This is a genomic window from Methylobacterium sp. C33D (genome assembly GCF_053345825.1).
In genome coordinates this window covers 64,004-84,505 of the sequence record NZ_JBKFAV010000002.1, presented here as the reverse complement: position 1 = coordinate 84,505, position 20,502 = coordinate 64,004, and the positions used below count along the sequence as shown (strand labels likewise).

General features: G+C 63.9%; 19 protein-coding genes, 1 tRNA gene and 2 pseudogenes. 5 read left to right on the top strand and 17 right to left on the bottom strand.

Features of this window, described 5'->3' with window-relative positions; genetic code table 11:
• Positions 1–2: 2 nt before the first annotated feature.
• From ACLBXO_RS01880 to ACLBXO_RS01860, 5 genes are all read right to left on the bottom strand, one after another.
• Positions 3–698, bottom strand: coding sequence for a hypothetical protein (locus ACLBXO_RS01880; RefSeq protein ID WP_447684307.1), 696 nt, complete (start codon positions 696–698; stop codon positions 3–5).
• A gap of 228 nt (positions 699–926) precedes the next feature.
• A complete protein-coding gene (locus tag ACLBXO_RS01875; protein WP_447684306.1) occupies positions 927–1,217 on the bottom strand; it encodes a hypothetical protein in 291 nt (96 codons plus the stop codon).
• 979 nt (positions 1,218–2,196) lie between these two features.
• Positions 2,197–3,558, bottom strand: a complete 1,362-nt coding sequence (locus ACLBXO_RS01870; protein ID WP_447684305.1) for a hypothetical protein — start codon at positions 3,556–3,558, stop codon at positions 2,197–2,199.
• A gap of 44 nt (positions 3,559–3,602) precedes the next feature.
• Complete coding sequence (locus tag ACLBXO_RS01865; RefSeq protein WP_447684304.1) at positions 3,603–4,547, bottom strand: hypothetical protein; 945 nt, start codon at positions 4,545–4,547, stop codon at positions 3,603–3,605.
• Between the two features lie 1,062 nt (positions 4,548–5,609).
• Positions 5,610–6,860 (bottom strand): hypothetical protein, encoded by a 1,251-nt coding sequence (locus tag ACLBXO_RS01860; RefSeq protein ID WP_447684303.1) that lies wholly within the window; start codon positions 6,858–6,860, stop codon positions 5,610–5,612.
• Between the two features lie 269 nt (positions 6,861–7,129).
• On the opposite strand from ACLBXO_RS01860, the pseudogene ACLBXO_RS01855 reads away from it, so the two are divergent.
• Positions 7,130–8,101 (top strand): annotated as a pseudogene (locus ACLBXO_RS01855) (IS701 family transposase); the annotation flags it as partial.
• Between the two features lie 27 nt (positions 8,102–8,128).
• Here ACLBXO_RS01855 and ACLBXO_RS01850 read toward each other — a convergent pair.
• The 10 genes and pseudogenes from ACLBXO_RS01850 to ACLBXO_RS01805 all read right to left on the bottom strand — a co-directional run.
• A pseudogene (locus ACLBXO_RS01850) lies at positions 8,129–8,874 on the bottom strand (IS630 family transposase); the annotation flags it as partial.
• 367 nt (positions 8,875–9,241) lie between these two features.
• Positions 9,242–10,540, bottom strand: a complete 1,299-nt coding sequence (locus ACLBXO_RS01845) for a hypothetical protein (RefSeq protein WP_447684302.1) — start codon at positions 10,538–10,540, stop codon at positions 9,242–9,244.
• A 597-nt stretch (positions 10,541–11,137) separates the two neighbouring features.
• Positions 11,138–11,449, bottom strand: a complete 312-nt coding sequence (locus tag ACLBXO_RS01840) for a hypothetical protein (protein ID WP_447684301.1) — start codon at positions 11,447–11,449, stop codon at positions 11,138–11,140.
• Positions 11,446–11,667 (bottom strand): helix-turn-helix domain-containing protein, encoded by a 222-nt coding sequence (locus ACLBXO_RS01835; protein ID WP_447684300.1) that lies wholly within the window; start codon positions 11,665–11,667, stop codon positions 11,446–11,448. The genes ACLBXO_RS01840 and ACLBXO_RS01835 overlap by 4 nt, the downstream gene beginning before the upstream one ends.
• 106 nt (positions 11,668–11,773) lie before the next feature.
• Positions 11,774–12,238, bottom strand: a complete 465-nt coding sequence (locus ACLBXO_RS01830; RefSeq protein WP_447684299.1) for a hypothetical protein — start codon at positions 12,236–12,238, stop codon at positions 11,774–11,776.
• A complete protein-coding gene (locus ACLBXO_RS01825) occupies positions 12,235–13,416 on the bottom strand; it encodes a tyrosine-type recombinase/integrase (protein WP_447684298.1) in 1,182 nt (393 codons plus the stop codon). The genes ACLBXO_RS01830 and ACLBXO_RS01825 overlap by 4 nt, the downstream gene beginning before the upstream one ends.
• A 146-nt stretch (positions 13,417–13,562) precedes the next feature.
• A tRNA-Ser gene (locus tag ACLBXO_RS01820) sits at positions 13,563–13,652 on the bottom strand.
• Positions 13,653–13,733: 81 nt separating this feature from the next.
• Positions 13,734–14,852 carry an ATP-dependent DNA helicase gene (locus ACLBXO_RS01815; protein ID WP_012321591.1) on the bottom strand — a complete coding sequence of 373 codons (1,119 nt, stop codon included), beginning with the start codon at positions 14,850–14,852 and terminating at the stop codon, positions 13,734–13,736.
• Complete coding sequence (gene hemF, locus ACLBXO_RS01810) at positions 14,849–15,781, bottom strand: oxygen-dependent coproporphyrinogen oxidase (protein WP_331316805.1); 933 nt, start codon at positions 15,779–15,781, stop codon at positions 14,849–14,851. The genes ACLBXO_RS01815 and hemF overlap by 4 nt, the downstream gene beginning before the upstream one ends.
• A 114-nt stretch (positions 15,782–15,895) precedes the next feature.
• Complete coding sequence (locus ACLBXO_RS01805) at positions 15,896–16,321, bottom strand: PaaI family thioesterase (protein WP_331316806.1); 426 nt, start codon at positions 16,319–16,321, stop codon at positions 15,896–15,898.
• Between the two features lie 436 nt (positions 16,322–16,757).
• Between ACLBXO_RS01805 and ACLBXO_RS01800 the strand changes: the two genes are divergently transcribed.
• Complete coding sequence (locus ACLBXO_RS01800) at positions 16,758–17,267, top strand: MucR family transcriptional regulator (protein WP_447684297.1); 510 nt, start codon at positions 16,758–16,760, stop codon at positions 17,265–17,267.
• Between the two features lie 79 nt (positions 17,268–17,346).
• Here ACLBXO_RS01800 and ACLBXO_RS01795 read toward each other — a convergent pair whose 3' ends face one another.
• A complete protein-coding gene (locus tag ACLBXO_RS01795; RefSeq protein WP_447684296.1) occupies positions 17,347–17,565 on the bottom strand; it encodes a hypothetical protein in 219 nt (72 codons plus the stop codon).
• A gap of 189 nt (positions 17,566–17,754) precedes the next feature.
• On the opposite strand from ACLBXO_RS01795, the gene ACLBXO_RS01790 reads away from it, so the two are divergent.
• The 3 genes from ACLBXO_RS01790 (at position 17,755) to ACLBXO_RS01780 (ending at position 19,921) form a co-directional block, all read left to right on the top strand.
• The gene (locus ACLBXO_RS01790) at positions 17,755–18,216 is read left to right on the top strand and encodes an N-acetyltransferase family protein (RefSeq protein WP_447684295.1); all 462 of its coding nucleotides are present in this window, start codon (positions 17,755–17,757) and stop codon (positions 18,214–18,216) included.
• 69 nt (positions 18,217–18,285) lie between these two features.
• Positions 18,286–18,642, top strand: coding sequence for a hypothetical protein (locus ACLBXO_RS01785; RefSeq protein WP_331316843.1), 357 nt, complete (start codon positions 18,286–18,288; stop codon positions 18,640–18,642).
• 148 nt (positions 18,643–18,790) lie between these two features.
• Positions 18,791–19,921 (top strand): DUF2336 domain-containing protein, encoded by a 1,131-nt coding sequence (locus ACLBXO_RS01780; protein WP_447684294.1) that lies wholly within the window; start codon positions 18,791–18,793, stop codon positions 19,919–19,921.
• Between the two features lie 11 nt (positions 19,922–19,932).
• Here ACLBXO_RS01780 and ACLBXO_RS01775 read toward each other — a convergent pair whose 3' ends face one another.
• Positions 19,933–20,274: a hypothetical protein gene (locus ACLBXO_RS01775; protein ID WP_447684293.1), complete on the bottom strand. Its 342-nt coding sequence runs from the start codon at positions 20,272–20,274 to the stop codon at positions 19,933–19,935.
• Positions 20,275–20,502 lie beyond the last annotated feature (228 nt).

The window sequence follows — 20,502 nt, the reverse complement described above, 5'->3', positions numbered from 1 at the left end:
CGTCAGCCCGGCCTGGTGAACAGGCCGCTCTTTTTTACATCCTCCCAACTGGGCCTATGGAAAACTGGCTTAACCGCCTTCGCGGCCCCATTCTTGGAGGTGATGAAGGCAATCATCTTGCTCTGCCAACTTTGCCATAGCGCATCGGCGCCATGATAGATTACATCTTCGCCGAAACCAAAGCATACGCCGGTCGCCCGATCGGCCGCCCGCGTATAGAACTGATAGACGCCATCGCCAGTATCTCGATAGCCGAATTCCCGGTTTCCCGATACCGGATGCTCTCCGGGGCACGCAAGGCCGATCTTCACCGGAGTGAAAACCCATCGATTGCTCGCCGCAACGCTGGTGACCACCGCCCCTTCTTCCCAGAGCAGGCCCTTGGGGATTTTAAAGACCATAATCGTGCCCAAAGGCGCATCGCCGGCTCCGCCCCACTTCTCGCTGTCCTTGTCGTCCATCCCAGCGAATGTGGACAGCTTCTGATCGAAAAAGTCGTTTAGGTTTTGCCGCATAAATTTGAACAGCTCGGCGGCCGTATAGCTTGAAGGCAGACGTATCACATCCACAGCATAGCGGTCGAAGTTCACCTTAGTCGCGGGCGCCTCGTCAATCTTCTGGACACTAAATTTTACCCTGGGCAGTCCTGCCGCCGCGCGCGAGGCTCCTAGGGCCGCAGCATCGGGAAGGAGGTTCAAGAGGTCCTTCCACGCCACCCAAACAGGCGGCGCTTGCCCGGACGAGGACCGCACGCCGAGAAAAGAGGTGCTCGCGGCGCCCGCGAGCACGCTGCGGCGCGATATCAGAGGCGTAGCGCACGTCCGATTTTCATCCATCACCTATCTCCCCTGCTGTGGTTTGGAGCGTCGTGAACAGTCCATTCGTCGGCTTCCCGTGCGGCTGTTTCCGCGATCGAACCAAGAGCCTCAGTTCTCCTTCAGCGGCTCCGACACGTGGACGTGCAGTACACACGTTGCGAGCGATTGGCCGGCGGAGTTGCACAGCCAGGCGTTCTTGCAAATTAACCCTACGACCTGCGGCTTCTGCCGTAGCACGTCGCCCGGGATGCGGAACTGGCCCGTCCAACGCCCCTCGCTGCTGAGCACGAGGTGCCCAATGCCTTGGCCGAGCTCGCTGCCGGCCCGGTGCAGCTCGGCGTCCCGGTCATCACCCGTCACCGCCGCCTCATCGCCGCCGAGAATCTCGGTCGGCCTCATGCGGATCCGGTGCCCGGCCATGCCAAGCCCGCGGCAATCGGCCTGGCCAATGTCACGCCCACCTGGCTGAACGACCCGCTTGCGCTGTGTCGCGCGTCCATCGGCGTCACGGCCACGGCGAACCGGTACACGGGCGGGACACAGCCCTGGAGGAGCGCTGGGGCGGAGGGCCGTATCCGCGGGAGAGCGCCGCCCCCGGGCGCGGCGGTCCGGTCGGGGCGGGCGTGCTCCTGCAGCAGCACGAGTCCCGGCTGGAACAAGGCGTCCGCGGAGGTAGCGAAGCTCATCATCAGATCTACATAAGCGCCGGGCCCCTCGTCCGGCGGCCCAGGTAGCTTATGCGCGAAGTGCACCGGCGCACTGAGGCAAGAGACTGAGGTCATTGTTTCCTGAGTGGCGAGGCTTTCGATGTCGACGAACGCGGGTACGGGCATCAGCACTTGCGGATCGAACCGGGACCACGCGCCGAGATCGACGTGACGGTAAGGTAAGAAGTCGCTGAATCAGCGCGGCGGGGCGCAGGGAAACGCCCGGGGCGAGCGGAACAGTGCCGATTGGGTTGTCCCCCAGTAATAGCTTCATAAAACGCTTCAGTTACCCGGCGCGGTCAATCTAAGGCGCGCTCGATTTAATTGATAATTAGCTAGCTGGTGGGATATTAGCCCTATGACGGAGACGTTCTCAGCTCAATGCAGCCGTATGCAACTGTCCCGACCGCCGCCCCCACCGTTTACAGCCCTGCAAAGATCCTCGAGGGTCGCGTAGTCACCTGACACGTCGGTTCCCAAAAAAATATTTGTCAGCGTCACAACCTCTTGGCTCACGCCAGTCTTGGGGCGGTAGCCGTTCTGACTTGTGCTCAACGGCTGAGGCTCTGAGGCTACTTGGCCGCACATTGGGCTGGACCAGTTTATCCCCCCCACGTACGGGCTGAGGATCACTCCGCCAGCGGCCGACAAGACCATGAGGAAAACCATGCCTAAAAAGCGGACCATGATTTGGCTCCGAATGCAAAAAACACAACTAGCGCGCTGATGATGACGACAATGCAAATTACCCCAAAGAAAGTAAGAATGCGATCGACTAATTTTGCCTTTGGCTTCTCCGGCGGATAGCTGTGAGGTATGGGGTCGACCCCAGGTATAGCGGGTTGGTCGTTTGCGGCCACGCTGCGGTAATTACTCTCGTAGAACGTGGTTGCTTCACGCCAAGCTCGATCAATGCCAGCGAGCCACGCCGCAGACAGCCCGGTGCGCAGCTTCGCAGCAATAATCGAGAAGAATATGCCGACCAGCGTGGCTCCAAAGCCCATTCCGATGCCAGCGTACATAGCGGACTTGGCTTCTAAGCGAATGAGTGGGTCCGCTGCATCGAGATTACGTGCTTCGAACAGAGAGTTTCCGATTCCGAAGACGGTCCCGAGAAAAGCGATCTTCAGCATCGTATCGCCGAGCATCTCGAGCATGTCGACGTGAGTCGCGCAATCATCGACCAACATGTCCCGGTAGTTACGGAGGCGGGTCTCGGCAGGGGTCGTCGAGGGCGACAGCGCCTTTTCGAGAAATCTGTCGACGAATGCTCGGACGCGCTGCTCGCTAGCGTTCTGTAGTTCCTTATCGAAGGCCGCCTTGTCCTTTGGCCCCAAGGGATCTTTCAATCCCTTATGGACTAGCGCCGCAACATAGCTCGGCGCCCCCAGCCAGCGTGCCAGCAGACCAGCTGTTTCGATGGCCGTGAAGACGAACACCGCAAGCGTGAGCAATTGAATTGGACCCAGCAGAAAGGCCCCCCACCGAACGTGCTGCAGGTGCTGAACAAGCGCTACCCCCTCCCCGTTCAGGAGATTCCCGCGCAACTTTTCCATTGTGCTGCAGGAAGACGGGTCGAGGAGTTTCCGCGACTCCGCGCACAAGAGCTTCTCTTGTCCCGGTTTCCCACGCCAAACAGCCTCCGTCCTCCTGAGTAGGACGTCACTGGAATCGATTATGCGCGGATGGGCAACACCGAAGAGGGGCTCCAAATCATAGAAAACACCGTCCTGATCCAAGAACTCAGCCATCGGGGCATCCGAGCCGACGGGCTTCTGTGCGTCGGGCTGATCCAAAGCCGGAACCTTCTTTGGACAGAAAGAATGCGTAATTTTATATCGAAGCTGCGTCGCAGTTCGCTCTAAATCTATTTTTACATCTATACCAGCGTTACAGTAGGCGATATTTACATCTTTAGCAAAGCCGCTGGCATTGTCAGGGGCAACCGGAAAAAACCAAGGCACGGCTACGTATTGGTGGAACCACCAAGCGACTAGGCCAGCGACGAAGATTTTGATCGCGAGGCGTGACACAGACCGAAGACGACCGACGTCAGGACCCCAGAAAAAGTCTAGTATCAATGGCATGATGCAACATCCGTAGGCTCGATGCACTCTGAGCGCAGCAGCGTGTTTTTCGCTCTGTCGTGATTGCCGAGTTCCAACTCTGCCATCCATGCGCGCACGGCTAGGTCCCCATCGGTGATGCCGCCCGCGAAAAGCATTGCAGCCGTCCAGTGGCCGATCAGATTCGACGACTGCATCTCGCCCGTGCCGCGATTACGGTCATCTTCCGGTGGTATAAGCTTGCTAACGTCCAAATTTAGCACTGTATTTGCCCAACGAGAAAGGTACGGCGTACTCGGCTGAGCCGAGACGGATTCTAGGATCCAACTGTGATTTTCGTTGAGCTTTACCGCGAATAAGATCGACGCTTTAGGGCCGTCGACATGAATGCTGACTGGGGACGCGGGCGTGCTTGTAGATGGTTTAAACTGATTACACGCAGGGGCAAACGATAAAGAAATTTTTCCTGCTTTTGACCATTGAAATTTAACACAATATTCTAAGTCTAGACTTTGTATTCTAGCTTGAAAGAGAACTGCCTCGGACGTTGTTGATAGAACGGCAGGTGATACACAGCGATTATTGCCCACAGCCGCCAGGATTCGACTAGCAAACATGAGCGGCCGCGCCAACGGTGCCGACGGGTCGCAGGTCAACCTTCGAGCATAGTCGATGTCGTTTTTGCGATAAAACTCTGTATGACAGCCTTCATCAGAGACCTTAGCGTTCTTGATTGCATCGACAAAACCGCTCGATGGCTTTCCGCTCCAACTACATAGAGGAATGGCCTGCAAACAGACACTCTCTTCCTTGCCTTCGGAGGATACACGAACGTCTAGTAACGTGTTGCCGGCCGCCGATATGGCCAGGATTGTGCCCGGGCCGATCTCGCAGGCTGCAGCGGGAGAGAAAGCTGTCCAAAGAGCAAAGACTACCAACAGATAGATGCGCGTCATCGGCACTCGCCCGTTCTCGTGAAGCACTTCCAGGGGCGTCCCAGCCGGCTTTCGAACTGGACCTCAACATGGTTCTGGCCTTTGGCTAACAAAACCTCGTCAATGGTCAGCCCGTCGATTTCCGACAGATCAATCAATTTACGACATTGATTCCCGTCCTGGTCGCTACCGGCGGACGTGATCAACTTTGACGCGCCCGTTGCTGAAAGGCGCACGACAACCAGAGTCTTCCGGCAATCCTCCGCAGGGTATGACATGACGAATTCGCCAGGCCCTTCTGTTGCTTTGGGACTCTTCGGGGTCGCGGCATCGAAGATAATGATGGCTCCCAGTGCTCCGCAAAAAAGGTCTGTCGCGACTACAGAAAACCAATCCGCTCGGCGTACGCTTCTCATGGCCGGCATGACCTCAACGGGAAGATGGCAGCCGGATCACCGGTCTGAACCGTTGCCGTGAGGCATGTCTCAGGCCAAGCAAGTGAATAGAGATGGATTTGACATTGCTGCTTCACTGGAAAACTGATTTTTCCATACTGAAGTGTGCATGGCCCTTGCGAGCAAGTGTTACTGGCGATCCACCCCGTATAAGCTGCGCCGATTACATATCTAGGTGGAGTAGATGAGCCGTATCCCACGGCCCGAAACCTGTGCTCAGGGACGTCGCCCGGGACGATGGCTAGGCCAGAAAATTGAATGATGCCGCGGTTTCCGACAGAACTTCCGGAGAATACAAATGGCGCCAATGCAGCGACAGGGCCTGCCGAGTCCCAAAGGAAGCTCTCGTTTAAGGTGGCTGATTTGTACGGGCAGGCTTCAAGTTGCAGGAACGAGTCCGCTAGCTTTAGAACGTCCTTGCCTATGCATCTCCTTGCCTCCTCCGGCAGAAGCGATATGCCGTCATCGTTGGGACAATCACTTTCCATCACGACGACAGCTGTCTCCGTCTCACTTGGACTTCCTGACGGCTTCGATATCCAAAGGAGAAGGAAGGCGCCGAAGAGAGCCGCGATAAAATCTACCTGATAAAGGTTGGAACGTACCCGTCGACGCTTCGGCATCGGAGCTAATCAACGATTCTATTGCAGGCTTCCGCCGAAGTTTTCAGCTTTGCGATGGGCTCTTGTTGCAGCTCCCGAGTGTACCCGAATGCGGAATAATTATTTGTGTCGCCGTCGCGGACTGCGATACCTTTGATTCCAGAGCCGCCCTTGCAAACCACTACCAATCCGGGCCCAGGATTGCGTGCTACCCGCGTCAGTAGCGGATCACCTCCGAAAAAACGTTCGCTTCCGGGCTTGCTCTTTAGACGGCAGCGTATTTGTCCAGTTGGCACGCCTTGGCAGGTCACGTCCGGATCGCCGCCAGGAGTAGCCAAATTTTCACTTGGTCCACGGTTAATGGCTTGATCGGCCGTCTTTTCACGAACCTCTTTCTCCAGGTCACCCTCACGACTTGGCCCGACGCTGATTGTCGATGTGCTCCCTGACCCGGTCGGGGTATCCTTGTCTCCGTCTCCTGGGCCCTTTCCCTTTCCGCCGCCACTGCCGTCGAAAATACTCATCAGAATAGCAACGAAGAGCATGGCGCCGCAGACGTAGGGGTTTCCACCACTCGCGAAGCACACGTTTGCCGCCATAGTCAGAGCCGTTGAGAGCAGCGCTTTCGCATCTTTCGCTTGGGTGATCTGCCGAGCCGCTCTGTCGATATCTTCGGCGCATTTCCTGACATCGGGATCTGGGTAGCTGCCAAGAGCTGAGAGTTTCTTGGGATCGACGTCGTTGATGTTGCGAGGAAGGAGGCTCTCATATTCGCCAGCTTTTGATGCAACAACCGACCGACACTTCGAAAATGTGGCTACAGCATCCGACTCTTGCTTTAGAAGACCCTCTTTAAGGTTGTCGATGTCTTTTTGACTGCAGCCCTCTAGCTTAAAATTGAAATTTTCTGGCGTTACCTTGGCCTTGGCAGCGCCGCCCACGCACTTTTGGACGAGGCTAGCGACCGACGGTTCGAGTGCATTGAACTTCGTAGGATCCTCAAGACTCTTTACGAGATCCTGTGACAGGCCCCGACTCTCAGCATCTGCAGCTTTTTTCTGCGCCGTCTCTTTATCTGGCTTGGCTTCGCCCGCGACCTGCTTCGCCAGGATCGTAGCAAGAGTTCTTAGTATTTCTGACTGAGCTTGTTGTGTAGACTGAGCCTGTTCTTTCAAACCGGCGACGTCATTCTGAATTTTCTCGAGCGGAGTTTGTGAATGAGCTTCGTTTTGGAGCCCTATACTAACCACAAGCGCGTACACGAGGAATCTGCGCATATGCCCCATCACCGCCCGCCGTCTATTTATTGTATCAAGCTGGCTCTGTACAACGCCGGCTGGAAGGTTGCTAGGGCGTATCTGCAACATGTCTCATTAGTGCGAGCGCGCCAGCTTTTTGCTGTCTTCATTCGTATTTGGCATAGAATCCGCTCGGCCTGCGGTGCGCCAAAGGGCGTGAACTCATAGTTTTGTGTGCTTGCACCGAGTTTACAGAGACGCCCTAGCATTATAGTTGCAGACTAATACTCCTATCTAAGAGATTTCGGATGGGGAGGCGAGCCTCAGCCTCGCTGGAGTCCACGCTGGAGCTCTGGTCGATGACCCTTGGCAGGCCAAGCAGCGCATCCGCTTGCTTTTTGCTGCCCGCAGTGTCGCTGCCCCGGCCAACGCCTTCCTGAACGACCTGCTCGGAGGTGAGCGGCGCAAGACCGGCTGGATGCCGGTCGTGGCCGCCGGGGATCCGGGTCCCTGGCGCCAGCGGGCCATCCTCGGTCGCACGCACTGGGATGCGGAGGCTCTGCACGATGTGGTGCGCGATGACGACGTCGAGACGTTCGCCTCACCTGACGCTGTTCTCGTGGCCAACGAGATCGGCTTTCTGAAGCAGGGCAAAGCCTTGTGCGGTGTCGGCCTGCAGCACACAGGCTCGGCCGGCAAGATCACCAACCTCCAGATCGGGGTGTTTGCCGCCTCCATCTCGGATCAGGGCCACGCCTTCATTGACCGTCGATGTACCTGCCAAAGCCTGGACCGGGGATCCAGCCCGAAGGCAAGCGGCGCATGTGCCAAAGGCGACCACCTTTGCCACCAAGCCGCAGCTGGCGCTCGCCATGATCGAGCGGGCCATCCAGGCAGAGGTGCCGTTTGTCTTGGTGGCGGCCGACAGCATCTACGGCGTGGGCGAGATCGAGCCAACGCTTCGGTGTGCTGACATCGGCTACGTGCTGGGCGTCAGCGGTCAGCATCACTTCTGGTCCTGGGTCGCAAACCTCGACGTCGCAGGCCCCGCCGAGGACATCGCCAAAGACATCTCCGACTGGGACTGGCTGCGCCTCTCGGCCGGAGCCGGTACCAAACGACCTCGCCTGTTCGATTGGGCCTATCTGCCGCTAGCCACGCTCCGGTCCGACGCGCTCGAAGCCGCGCACGATCAGAGCCTGTGGACGCGCGGCCTGCTGATGCGGCGCAGCCTGGCGGACGGGGCGCTCGCGTACTTCACTACGCGGTGCCCGGCCGGCGAGCACCACGTGGACCACCTAGCTGGCCGGGACCGCAGCCTCGACGGCGCCAAGGCGAGCGCAGGAACTCCTCGTGCCGGTGGCGCGGCATGTAGCGGTCGATCATAGTCCCCTCCAGCACGTTGAGCGCAGCAAACAACGTCGTGGTGCCATGACGAACGTAGTCGTGAGGGTGCGTGGCCCGCCGTCCCGATTGGAGCGGTCGGTCGTGCCGGGTGCGCTCAAGACCCTGGATCTGGCTCTTCTCGTTCACAGGTAGCACCACCGCCTGACGGCGCGGGTCCAAGTAGAGGCCGATGATGTCCTCCATCTTCTCGCCAAAAGCCGAGGCGGCAGAGCGGTTGAAGGTGCGAACCCGGTGCGGCTGCAGGCGGTGTTCCTGCCAAATGCGCTGAACCGAGCAAGGAGATGCAGATCGCTGCAGCGACGCCGCGACCGGTCCAGTTGGTGACCCCACTAGGCGGCTCGGAGCCAGTCAGGGTCAGCACCTTGACCAGGATGTCTGTAGAGTGAGGTGGGTTGCCGGGCGAGCGGGTCTTGTCGCGCAGCAAGGCGTCGACACCCTCCTCGGCGAAGCGCTGCTGCTAGCGCCAGACGGCGGGTCGGCTGACGCCAGCTTGTTGGGCGACCTGGAGGACGGACGGGCGTTTGGCCGAGAGCTGGACGATCCTGGCGCGCTGGATGTGCTTGAGAGGTCGTGTCCGATCCGCGACGATGGCGGACAGGCGGGTCAGGTCGGCGGCACTCGAGATCACACAGACAGTCTGAGCCATACCTCAGACCCGCACGGCCTACGCCTTCCGCGAGTCGTCCGTGTGCGTCAACTCAACAGAAGGAACCCTATACGAAGCCTGGGAGAAAACAGCCGCCCCGGACAACCGCATCGCGGAGTTGCGATCTCAGCGGCGATGCAAGAGGCCCTGCGCTGGGCCCAAAGTATCGAGACGTACGACAACTTGATGCGTCCCTACGCGGCGTAGTGCGGATCGCGCAGCGTCTGGGAGGTGCAGCCCGGTCAATCTGCCACATGCGCAACAATAGCCGGACAAAAAAACCCAACAACGCCAGCGATAGGAGGGGATGGAAAGGAGGGAAGAGGAAAGTATACCATATGTAAGATCTTCCGCCCATAAGTGCTTGTCATAACAGCGGAAATGCACCGCAGGCGGACACCCACTTCTCGACCATGAGATCGCGTACCAAGTCGGCCTCCGGGGCAGCGACGACGATCTCGTCATGCACGGGCACGGTGATGATCCCGCGCTTCCTGGCTGCCCGCATGACAGCGCCAAGGATTACTGCCTCGAGTGCCTGTAGGCGAGTGCCACAGCCCGCGCAGAAGGATCCGGCGATGGCCTCGTGCCGCACCGCCACCGCGTCGAGGAGCCGGCGAGCATTGTCCCGATGGTCCGGACGCACTGTGATTGCCTGGCCCTCGAAAATCTCGCTATTCGCCAGCCTAAAGGCCATCGCGCCGACCGCTTGTTGCCGGCTGCCCGCGTTGATCAGGATGAGCAGGGCGAGTTTGATCTCGTCACGCTCGAAGCCGGGGACGTCGTAGGCGTCACCATCGAGTACCTTGCCGGCCTGGGCGTAGAGCAGGTTCGGGTGCGAGGCCCCGAAGTCGATCAGTTCGACCGGCATGCTCCCTATGGTGAGCTGGCGCCGTCGCTCCTTCGGCAAGTTCTGAGCGAAGTGGCCATACCAACGCATCCCCTCTTTCCAGCTCCCATTGTTGGCGATCCGGCGTAGCTCGAGGTGGTCGGGCCTAATGAACATCGACCTCTTCTGGTTGCCGTTGGCGTCGAGCAGGCCCGGGACAATGACGGGGCCGGACTCAGTCCAGTTCACGTCCTCGACCTCGAGGCGAATCTCAGCCGACGCTAGGGCCTCGTTCTGGGCCCGGATATCCTTCCGTGTCGCGATCGTGCGTTCGGTCTCTGCGTACCCCACGATCTGCTTGCTTGCGTCCTTCATGATCAGGACTTCGGCGCCGACCCGGCGGTTCACGGCCGGCTGCTCGCCGAGGCGGGTGATCAGGTCGTCGGTTGCCTTCATTCGAGACTGCTTTCCCTTGCCGCCATCGCGCCAGTTCTTGCCGCGCTCGACCTCAAGGAGGCCCGCGCCCTCAAGGTGCATGACGCCCTGCCGCACGTTCGCGTAGGTCATCAAAGGGTGATAGCGGCGCAGAGTCGTGTAGGCGTTTCGGTTAAGGCTGAACGAGGTGGCTCGGCCCTCACAGTGTCCGATCAGGACATCGGCGACGATGCTGCACATCGCGTCCGCGAGTGGCTTTCTAAGATTGTGCTCGAGACCGAGTAAGGCCAAAACGGCCGGGCTAACCTCATGCCCCATCAGTAGTGGCTGATCTCGCTGTTCACCTACGGGAAGTTCCCGCGCATCTAGATTGCCTGTGGCATTGTGATTCCAGTTGATCAAGTTCCTGTCCGACACCCTGTCGCGTCACGCCCTGGCAGGCCATCGCGGCGGGTTCGCCCCCTGTTACTGGTCCTGATGGATTTTTTCTCTGAGCCCGGAGGCCATAAATTCTCTGATGACTAGCTTCGCCTAGCTGTGGACGACCGGCGTTTATTGCTCAACTGCGTCGACCGCCCAGGCGGATGGGCGCGTACGGAAGCTGGAACCGCGGGTCAAAATTGAGTAGGCAATGGCCTCTTTCATGCTGCCGTGCGGCCAAGCTTCTCCCCTTAGACACTCTCGACTGCGAAGAAGCTGACGCGGTCATCACCGTTGATGTGACGTCTCCCTAACTGAAGTTGCTGCCTACGATGTTCGATGTTCGAAAAAATGCTTTTAATATTTGCGTAAATGCGCCTGCCTTTTGAGGGCGGCCCTATTTCTAGATAAAAAATTAGACCCTTTTTTAAGGCGCATCACGAGCGGGTCGTTAGAGTCTGCCCGCTAGCTCGACAAGCTATTCAATAGTCGGCTGCGAGTGCTCATTCTGCATGCGCGAAGATGAAGGTACTGGCCGGCGGCGCCCTCGGCCCGCCGGCCCGCAATGTCAACTAGTGTTTAGTTGGAGTAGAAGGCGTCGCCCTCGCCTTTCGCCGCCGACGCCGACGCGAGCCACGCTTTGGCGCTCGCGGTGCCCAGTTCGATGCGGTGCTCCGGCCAGTCCAGGCCCATCCACATGCCTTCTATGAAGATATCGGCCGCTGCGGCTTCATCCGGATCGAATGGTCGGGATGCTTCGATCTCAGCTGCTAAGTTTTCCGCTAGGCTTGTGCATCGGAAGCGTTCGCCCCTCTGCCGTAAGCTTGCCTCGTACAGGGCTTTCGCGAGGATGTGGAAGTCCTCGCTCACGTAGATCTTGCGCTTGCTCACGCAGCCCTCCGGCTCGGCAGTGTGTTCCACCACGTTTGGGCGTCCTCTCGGCTGATCAGGACACGCGAACCGATCCGCTTGGCCGGAAGGCGTTCGGCCCTCATCTCGTCGAAGACGCGGTTCTTACTGATGCGGTAGGTCGCGCACATCTCGGCGATCGTAAGCACCTGGGTGCTGGCGGGTGGCAACTCCTGCGCCATTTTGTAGTGTTCGTTCATCGAAACTCTCCTGGGCCCAGCTGGGCTATGGAGAGAGGGCTACTGGCTACGCTCCCACAGTAAAAGGCCGTCGAAATTTCCGTGGCACCCGACCTGCCACGGAAATTCAGCGGCGATTTTCGTTGGCCGCCACACCGTATTGGAGCTTGACAGCCAAACGGTAGCGATTTTCGAGAGTCGCCGGGCTGGTTCCCGGCTCCAACCCGAGCGCCTCGGGGATCCACTCCGAGTCAGGCGATGAACCCGCGATAAAGCGGCAGATAGCTGTATTCGTGACGAGATCCGACCGTATCAATCCGTCCCGCGACGCGTCCCTCACCAACTCAACGTATAATAACAGCTTTGAGTTTTGCAGATCCGTCCATTTCTTGGGTCTGCCGACCTTCTTGCCTCCGGAAACAGGCGTGCTCGTGTGCACACCGCCCAGCAATTCCGGAGCGTACCGGTTAGCAAGCCGCAGCGCGACCGCGCGCCAGTCCGTCGGATCACTTACACCGACATGTGCGAACAGCACTGCATGCTTATGGCTACCTGCATCAACGGCGCCATCGTCGACCGAGTCTTCGCTCATTCCGAGGCTCCTGACGCAACGAATTCGGCCCAAGCGCTCATCAGGGCGCGGCGTTTCTCAAGAGCGTCGCCGCGTCGATAGGCCTGTTCCGTCGCGTTCCCGACTGCATGCGCCAGCGCTGCCTCAGCCACCTCGCGAGGGTAGTTTGTGGTCTCTCCGGCCCAGTCCCGAAACGATGACCGGAAGCCATGCGTCGTCGCTCGGACGCCCATGCGTTTGAGCAGCGCACTGAGCGCCATGTCAGACATCGGCTTGTCAGCGCGGAAACTCGGGAACACCAGGTTGCCTCGGCGTAGCGGTTCGACAGCATCAAGGATTTCGAGCACACGCGGACTGAGCGGCACTCGATGCTCGCGCTCCGCTTTCATCCGCGAGGCTGGTATGATCCAGGTATTGGTTTTCCGGTCGATCTCTGACCACGGGCATTGCAGAACCTCACCCACACGCGCCGCAGTGAGAATTGTGAATTCGAGGGCAAGAGCCGAGATCGCCGTGCGTGTGCGGAGCGCGGCAACGAAGGCCGGCACCTCTGCGAAAGGCAGGGCAGCATGATGACCACGAGCAAGCTTTCGGCGCTTGGGCAATAACTGATCGAGGTGACCGCGCCAGCGGGCTGGGTTTTCTCCCGAGCGCAGCCCCTTGGCCTTGGCAGCGTCCAGAACGCGCTCGATCCGTCCTCGCACCCGTGCGGCCGTCTCATTCTTTGTCGTCCAAATTGGCGAGAGGACGGCCAGCACGTCGTCGGTGGTAATTTCCGCCACCGGTTTGGCCCTCAATGAGACGGCGTAGGTGTTGAGCGTGGAGACCCATTGCGCTCTGTGCTTCTCGTTCTTGAAGCCCTTGGCCAACTCCGGCAGGAGCGTGTCAGCGAAGGCACCGAAAGTCACAGCCCGCGCTTTGGCAAGATCAGGTCGATTTTTCTCCGCAATCGGGTCTCGGCCCTCTGCTATGAGGCGGTGGGTCTCATCCCGGCGCCGACGGGCGTCGGCGAGCGAGACAACGGAAGCGCTTCCGAGCCCCATCTCCCGTTGCCGTCCTCCGTGCCGGAAGATCATGATCCAGCGTCGCGAGCCGCCCGGATCGACGACAAGATAAAGGCCTGCGCCGTCGCCGTAGCGACCCGGCTCTTTCGTACGCGAGACCGTCAAAGCGGTAAGCTTGTTGACCGCGCGAGCCATGTGTCCGCCCAACCCCCAGCATCTGCCCCAGCAGCAGGAGCTCTATCGGGCAGGACTGGGTGAAACTATGTCAAGCCGTTCGGACGGGAAAGCGCAGCGGAAACAAGGGCCAAGAGGCCTCAGCGAGACCGCCTCAAGCAGTAGACTGGCGGAGAGGGGGGGATTCGAACCCCCGATGCCCTTGCAGGCATGCCGCATTTCGAGTGCGGTGCATTCAACCGCTCTGCCACCTCTCCGCAAGGTGCCTCGATGAGACGGGCGGTGCGTAGCACGCGCGGTCCCGCTTCACAAGCGAGACGTCGCGCGCCGGCGCCGGATCAGACCACCACGGTGATCGCCTGCGCGGCGCGGGTCAGACCGGTGTAGAGCCAGCGCGCCCGGTGCTCGCGGAACGCGTAGGATTCGTCGAACAGCGTCACCCGGTCCCACTGCGACCCCTGCGCCTTGTGCACGGTCAGCGCGTAGCCGTAGGTGAACTCATCCGTCTCGCGCCGCAGGAACAGCGGGATCTCCTCGTCCGTGCCGGAGATCATCGCGCGCAGCACCTTGATGTCGGTCGGCTTCCGGCGGAGCGCCGGATCGTCCTCCGGCACCACGTCGAGGCGGATCAGGTCCGGACGCGGCGGCGCGCGCAGCGCCTGCACGGTCCAGGTCGAGCCGTTGAGCAGGCCCTTCACCCGGTCGTTGCGCAGGCAGACCAGCTTCTCGCCGATCGCCGGCATCGGGTCCGTGTGGCCGGCGAGTTCGCGCAGCCGGGCATTGTAGAGGCGGCGTGTCTTGTTCAGACCGACCAGCACCTGATCGCACTCGAGCACCTCGGCCGGATCCAGGGCGCGCCGCGACACGATCCGGCTCTGCCCGTAGCTGCCGAGCTCCAGCCGGCCGCCCTCGCGCACCGTCATCGCCATGCGGACGATCGGGTCGTCCTTCGCCTGCCGGTGCACCTCGGTGAGCATCACGTCGGGCTCCGCCTCGGTGAAGAAGCCGCCGCCGCGCACCGGCGGCAGCTGCGCCGGGTCGCCCAGGACGAGGACCGGCCGCTCGAAGGACAGGAGATCGTTGCCGAGGTCGGAATCGACCATCGAGCACTCGTCGATGATGATCAGGTCGGCCTTGGCGGCCGGGCCCGAGCGGTTCAGCGTGAAGGTCGGGCCTCCCTCCTCCGCCTCCTTGGTGCGGTAGATCAGCGAGTGGATCGTGGCGGCGTCGTAGCAGCCCTTCTGGCGCATCACCGAGGCCGCCTTGCCGGTGAAGGCGCCGTAGACCACCGTGCCGTCGACATCCTCGGCGATGCGGCGGGCGAGCGTCGTCTTGCCGGTCCCGGCGTAGCCGAACAGCCGGAACACCTGCGATCCCCCGTCCCGCCGCCACGCGGCGATCGCCTTCAGCGCCGCGTCCTGCTGCGGCGCGTAGGCGGCCGGCAGACCCGCACTCACGGCCAGCGCACGGTCGGCGGCATCGAGGACAGGATGGAGGCGACGTTGCCGCCGGTCTTCAGGCCGAAGATCGTGCCCCGGTCGTAGAGCAGGTTGAACTCCACGTAGCGGCCCCGCCGCACCTGCTGCTCGTGGCGGTCCGCCTCGGTCCAGGGCGTGCCGAGATTGTCGCGCACGATCTTCGGGTACGCCTCCAGGAAGGCCCGGCCCACGTCGCGGGTGTAGGCGAGGTCGGCCTGCGGCGTCCCGCTCCAGAGGTAATCGTAGAAGATCCCGCCGATGCCCCGCGGCTCGTTCCGGTGCTGGAGGTGGAAATACGCGTCGCACCACGCCTTGTAGCGGGCGTGATCGATGCCGTGCGCCGTGCAGGCCCGCTCCAGACAGGCGTGGAAGTGGCGGCTGTCCGGATCGTCCTGCGTGCGACGCCGGTCGAGCACCGGCGTCAGGTCCGCCCCGCCCCCGAACCACGCCCGCGTCGTCGCGACGAACCGGGTGTTCATGTGCACCGTCGGCGCGTGCGGGTTCCACGGATGGGCGATCAGCGAGATGCCGGTGGCGAAGAAGCGCGGGTCCTCGGCGGCGCCGGGCATCTGGGCGCGGAATTCCGGCGCGAACTCGCCGTGCACCGTCGAGATGTGCACGCCGGCCTTCTCGAAGACGCGGCCCCGCAGCATCGCCATCACGCCGCCGCCGCCCGGCCGCCCCGTGTGGTCGGTCCGGTTCCACGGCGTCTTCTCGAACGTCCCGGGCGCCTCGGGCGCGTCGGGATGGAACGGGCCCGTGGCCTCCGCCTCGAGGGTCTCCAGGGCGGCGACGATCCGGTCGCGCAGCGTCTCGAACCACGCCGCGGCCTCGGACTTCATGGCCGTCACGTCGGCCTCGGAGGGAGGCGCAGCCAGGGCTGCGCGCGCGTCGTCCGGCATCGTCATGACACAGGCTTTTCCACCCTGCCGGGCGCACGTCAATGCGGTCGCCGCCCCGCATGAGCGCGCAGGGCGCCCGCACCGGCATCCCGGCCGGGGCCCCGGGCGGCGACGACCGCCCTACGCGGGTGCCGGCCGCTCGCCGACGGGCTTGAGCAGCCCCGTGGCGGTCGCCACCAGCTCGCCGGCCTCGTCGCGGATCTCGGCCTCGCAGAAGATCACCGACCGCCCCGCCCGGCTGACCCGTCCCTCGGCGATCAGGACGCCGCGGCCGGGGGCGAGGAATCGGGTCTGCATGTCGAGGGTCACCACGGGACGCCCCGCCCGCAGCCGCGCCGCCGTCCCCAGGGCGACGTCGAGCAGGGTGCAGAGCGCGCCGCCATGGGCGATGCCCAGGTTGTTGGCGTGCTCCGGCCGCAGGGCGAGGCGCAGCCGCGTCCGGCCCGCGCGCAGGTCGAGCGCCTCGATCCCGCAGTGATCCACGAACGGGATGATGGCGCCGAAGACGGTGCCCGGCTCGGATTGCTGGTCCTCTTGCTGGTCCACGTCGATCGCCCCGGATCCTGCCCTGCCCGGATCCTTATCGCCCGCCCGCGTCCGAGGCCATGACCGGTCCGCCGCAGATCACGTGACAGTCTGGCCGAAACGTTCGTCCCGCCCCGAAGGCTCACGGGACATCGCGGCGGGCCGCCGCGTGAAGTTCCGCGCCTCTCATCAGACCGGAGACGGATCTTCGCAGAGGAAGCCGGCGGCGAGATCGCGGCGGAAGGCATAACCGGCGCCCGTCCGCGTCGCCCGGTCTCATCCAACCTCGGCTCCGGGGTGTCGGTTTGCTCGACCGTCGATTTCAGCTCGACCCACGGTTTGAATAATATGCGTGTTCATGGCCGGGGCATTGTGTAGGGAAATGCTCGACGACGACTTGATTTTGCTGCACAGACGTTAGAACCGTCCCAGGACGGTCGGATAGAGGGAATCATCGATGGACGACAACGCCACTGAGCAGCAGCAGACTTTTATCGAGCAGGCCTCCGACATCGTCTCGGCGTATGTCTCGAACAATTCCGTGCCGATCAGCGAATTGCCCGGTCTGCTCGCCGGCGTTCACGCCGCGCTGACGAAGCTGTCCGCCCCCACGGCGACGGTGACCGAGGCGGCCGACAAGCCGACGCCGGCCCAGATCCGCAAGTCGGTGACGCCGGACGCCCTGATCTCGTTCATCGACGGCAAGCCGTACAAGACGCTGAAGCGGCACCTGTCGCGCAACGGCCTGACGATCGAGCAGTATCGCGAGCGCTTCGGGCTGCCGCGCGACTACCCGTCGACGGCCGCGAGCTACTCGGCCCAGCGCTCGGAACTCGCCCGCAGCCTCGGCCTCGGCCAGCAGCGCCGCAAAGCCGCCGCCCCGGCACCGGCTCCCGAGCCCGTCGCGGAGACGGCCGAGAAGCCGAAGCGCGCGAGCCGCCCCCGCAAGGCCAAAGAGACGGCCTGAACCGCCCAGACGCCGGCCTGAGCCCGGCGCTGCCCGGGCTCGTGGATACCGGCCGGCGCGCGTCCCGCGCGCCGGTCCGTCACGCGAAGTCGGCGAGATCGTCGGCGACGTCGCCCGCGGCGATCTCCGTCTCGGCCTTGTGCCGCTCGGCCGCCTCGGCCCCCGCCTCAGGCTCCGCCTCGGCCATCCCGGGCCGTGTCACCGGCCGCCCGGACACCGGCGCGGTCTCCGGCACGGTCTCTGGCGCCGCCCGGCCGGCCTCTCCGTCGGGGGATCGATCCGTCACCCGCCCTGCCATGATGCGCTCCCCGACCCGCAGACGGGAGAGCAAAGCGCGGACGGCCCGCCGCGTTCCGCGCGCGGCGCAGCGCGACCGCGTCGCGCGCGGCGTCGCCGGGCCGGCGGTGAGCACCGTCCGCGGAATAGCGCCGTATCGAGAGAGGTCGCCGCGCGTTGAACGGCCGGACACGCCGATCGGGAGCGGGATTTGGGCAATCGCTACGGGCTGGAGATCCGCGCCGCCGCGGGGTCCGACGCCGCGGGTCTCGCGGCCCTGCTGGGCGAGGCGGGGGTCGAGGTCGGCGCCGCGGACCTCGCGGCCCGGATCGAGGCCCTGCAGCGGGCCGGCGGGACCGCGCTCGTGGCCGTGGAATGGGGACCGCCGAACGGCCTCATCGCCGTCGCCCCCGTGCGGACCCTCGACGCGCCGCGGCCCTTCGGCCTGATCACCGGCCTCGCCGTCGCCGCCGAGTCCCGCCGCCGGGGCATCGGCCGGGTCCTGCTGAAGGCGGCCGGCCGGGCGGCGCGGCAGGCGGGCTGCGACCGGCTGCTCCTGGCCGCGGGGCCGGACCAGGCGGCCCTGCGCGCCTTCTGCGACGCCGCCGGCTTCGCCGCGGACGGGACGATGCTCGCGCGACCGCTGCTGAAGCGGGGCGCCGGGGACGGCTGAGATCCGCGACATCCTGGCCGAAGCCGACCGGGCCCATCGGGCGTTACCCCCGGAGAGTGGAGCCCCCCGATGACGCTGCGATCCGAGACCCCGCCGCCGCCCGCGAACCTGCCCTGCGACCCGCCGCCGGATTCCGAGGCGCCCACCGCCGCGCAACTCAAGGGCGACATCGACAGCGGCCGCACCGCCGACAAGACTCCGCACATGGATATCGGCGCGGCTCCGCTGGGGACCTGCGAGGAGGCCGGCGGGACACCGCCGACGCCCCAGGAAGTCCGGATCGCACGGCAGAACGAGCGCGCCCCCTCGGAGCGGGCGGGCAAGGGTTACCCGCACCAGCGACAGCCCTGGGTCCTGCCGCTCTATGCCGGCATCATCGTCGCGGCGGCCGTGGGGCTCGGGCTCGTGCTCTGGCTGACGCACTGACAGTCGCACTGACAGTCCGGCCGGGGTTGAGCCGGGAGGGTGCCATCCTGGCGCAGGACGGCACGGTCGCCGCGGAGGCGGCTTAAAGGTCGATTCACGTCGATGCGGTTAGCGTGACCTTACTGCAGTCTTGCGTAACCGATCCTCCATGCCCCCATCCGTCGATGCTCCGCCGGACCTGTCCGGGCTCCTCGAACTGTCACGCATCGAGAATCTCGATCTCAAGCCGGTGATCCTCCGGGTTCAGACGGACCTGTTCGTCCGGGCCGCGGCCCGGGACCGGAGCGAGATCGAGATCTTCGAGTCCCTGGCCTGCGGGCTGATCCCGACGGTGGACGAGGAGACGGCCCGGGTCGTGGCCCGCAAGCTGGCCCCCTGCCCCGAGACGCCCCCCGCGGTTCTGGAGGCCCTCGCCCTGCGCGGCGGCGGCGCCCGCGACGCGGTGGTGGAACTGGCCCCGACCCTGAGCCATCGCCTGATCGAGGCGGCCCTGGCCGAGGGGTCGGACATCGCCGCCCGCATCGCCGCCCGGGCCGGGCTGAGCCGGGAGGCGGTGGACGAACTGTCCCGCGAGGGACGCCCCGAGATCGACCGCGCGCTGGCGGCCAATCTCGGCCACACCCTGCGGGGCGCGGCCCTGTCGCGGCTCGTGGATCGCGGCCGCACCGCCCCCGACCTCGCCCGGTTGCTGCTGGTCCGGCCCGACGTGTCGGCCGCCGACCTCGTGCCCCTGTACCTGCACGCCGACCCGCTGCGCCGCACGGTGATCGGCCGGGCCGTCGAGGCGACCGCCGCCCTGCGCCCCTGCCCGCCGCCGCCCCGCGGCCTCGGCGAGACCCTGACCGGCCTGTCCGCCGCCCGCGACGTGCCGGCCTTCATGGCGGCGCTGGCCGACGGCCTCGGCCTGCCGCGCGATTTCCTGACCGTGGTCGCCGACGCGAGCGCCCGCTACGACCTGCTGACCCTCGGCCTGAGGGCCGCCGGCCTGCACGAGGAAGAGGCGGTCTACATCTTCCTGACCCTCAACCAGGGGGTGGCGCGCTCGGCCGAGCGCGTGGCCGACCTCGTCCGGCTGTTCCGCACCGTGAGCCGCCCGGCCTCGCGGGACCTGATCGCCGCGATCCTCGACCGGCCGCTCGCCGAGCGCGGGCGGAGCGAGGCCCACCAGCCGGCGCACGGCCCGGAGGCCAAGCTGCGCCAGGGCGCCGAGCGCGCCGCCGGGCAGCGGCCGCCCGTGCCGGCGCGGGCCCGGACGGCGAGCGGCGGGGAGCCGGCCTGACCGGCCGGCCGTCAGCGCGGCCCGGTCCGGGGATCGCTCCGCGGATCGCTCTCCGGATCGGCGCCCCGCCAAGCGGGCTGCCGGTCCGTCTCCTGCAGGGTGTCGTTCGAGGGCGGCGCCTCGGCGGCGCGGCGGCTCAGCTCCGCCATCAGGCCGCGGGCCAGCACGGCGCGGACCGCCCGCTCCCGGGTCTCGGGCGGGACCGCTTCCAGGGCGGCCGGCACGACCGCCTGGGCGCCCGGAACGGCCCCGGCGAGCTTCCGGGCCTCCCCGGCCGGATCCGCCCCGGTGCGGAGCATGGCGAAGTAGGAGAGCACGCCGATCACCAGCGCGGCGCGCAGCAGGACGGTCATGGGACGGTTCCTCCGCTCGAGATCGCGCGAAGCATTCGACGGATTTCGTGAACCGGGCCTCTACCAACTCGAGCTTTCCCGCACGATGGTGAACGAAGCTTGTTCGCGATCGGCTGGTTACCTCGCGGAAAGCATCCCGACCATTCGGACAAGTCCCGCAACACTCGTTTAAGCCGGCTCTGCGACCGTCCGGTAGTCGTTCGAAGTCGAACCGGAGGCGCGACGGAT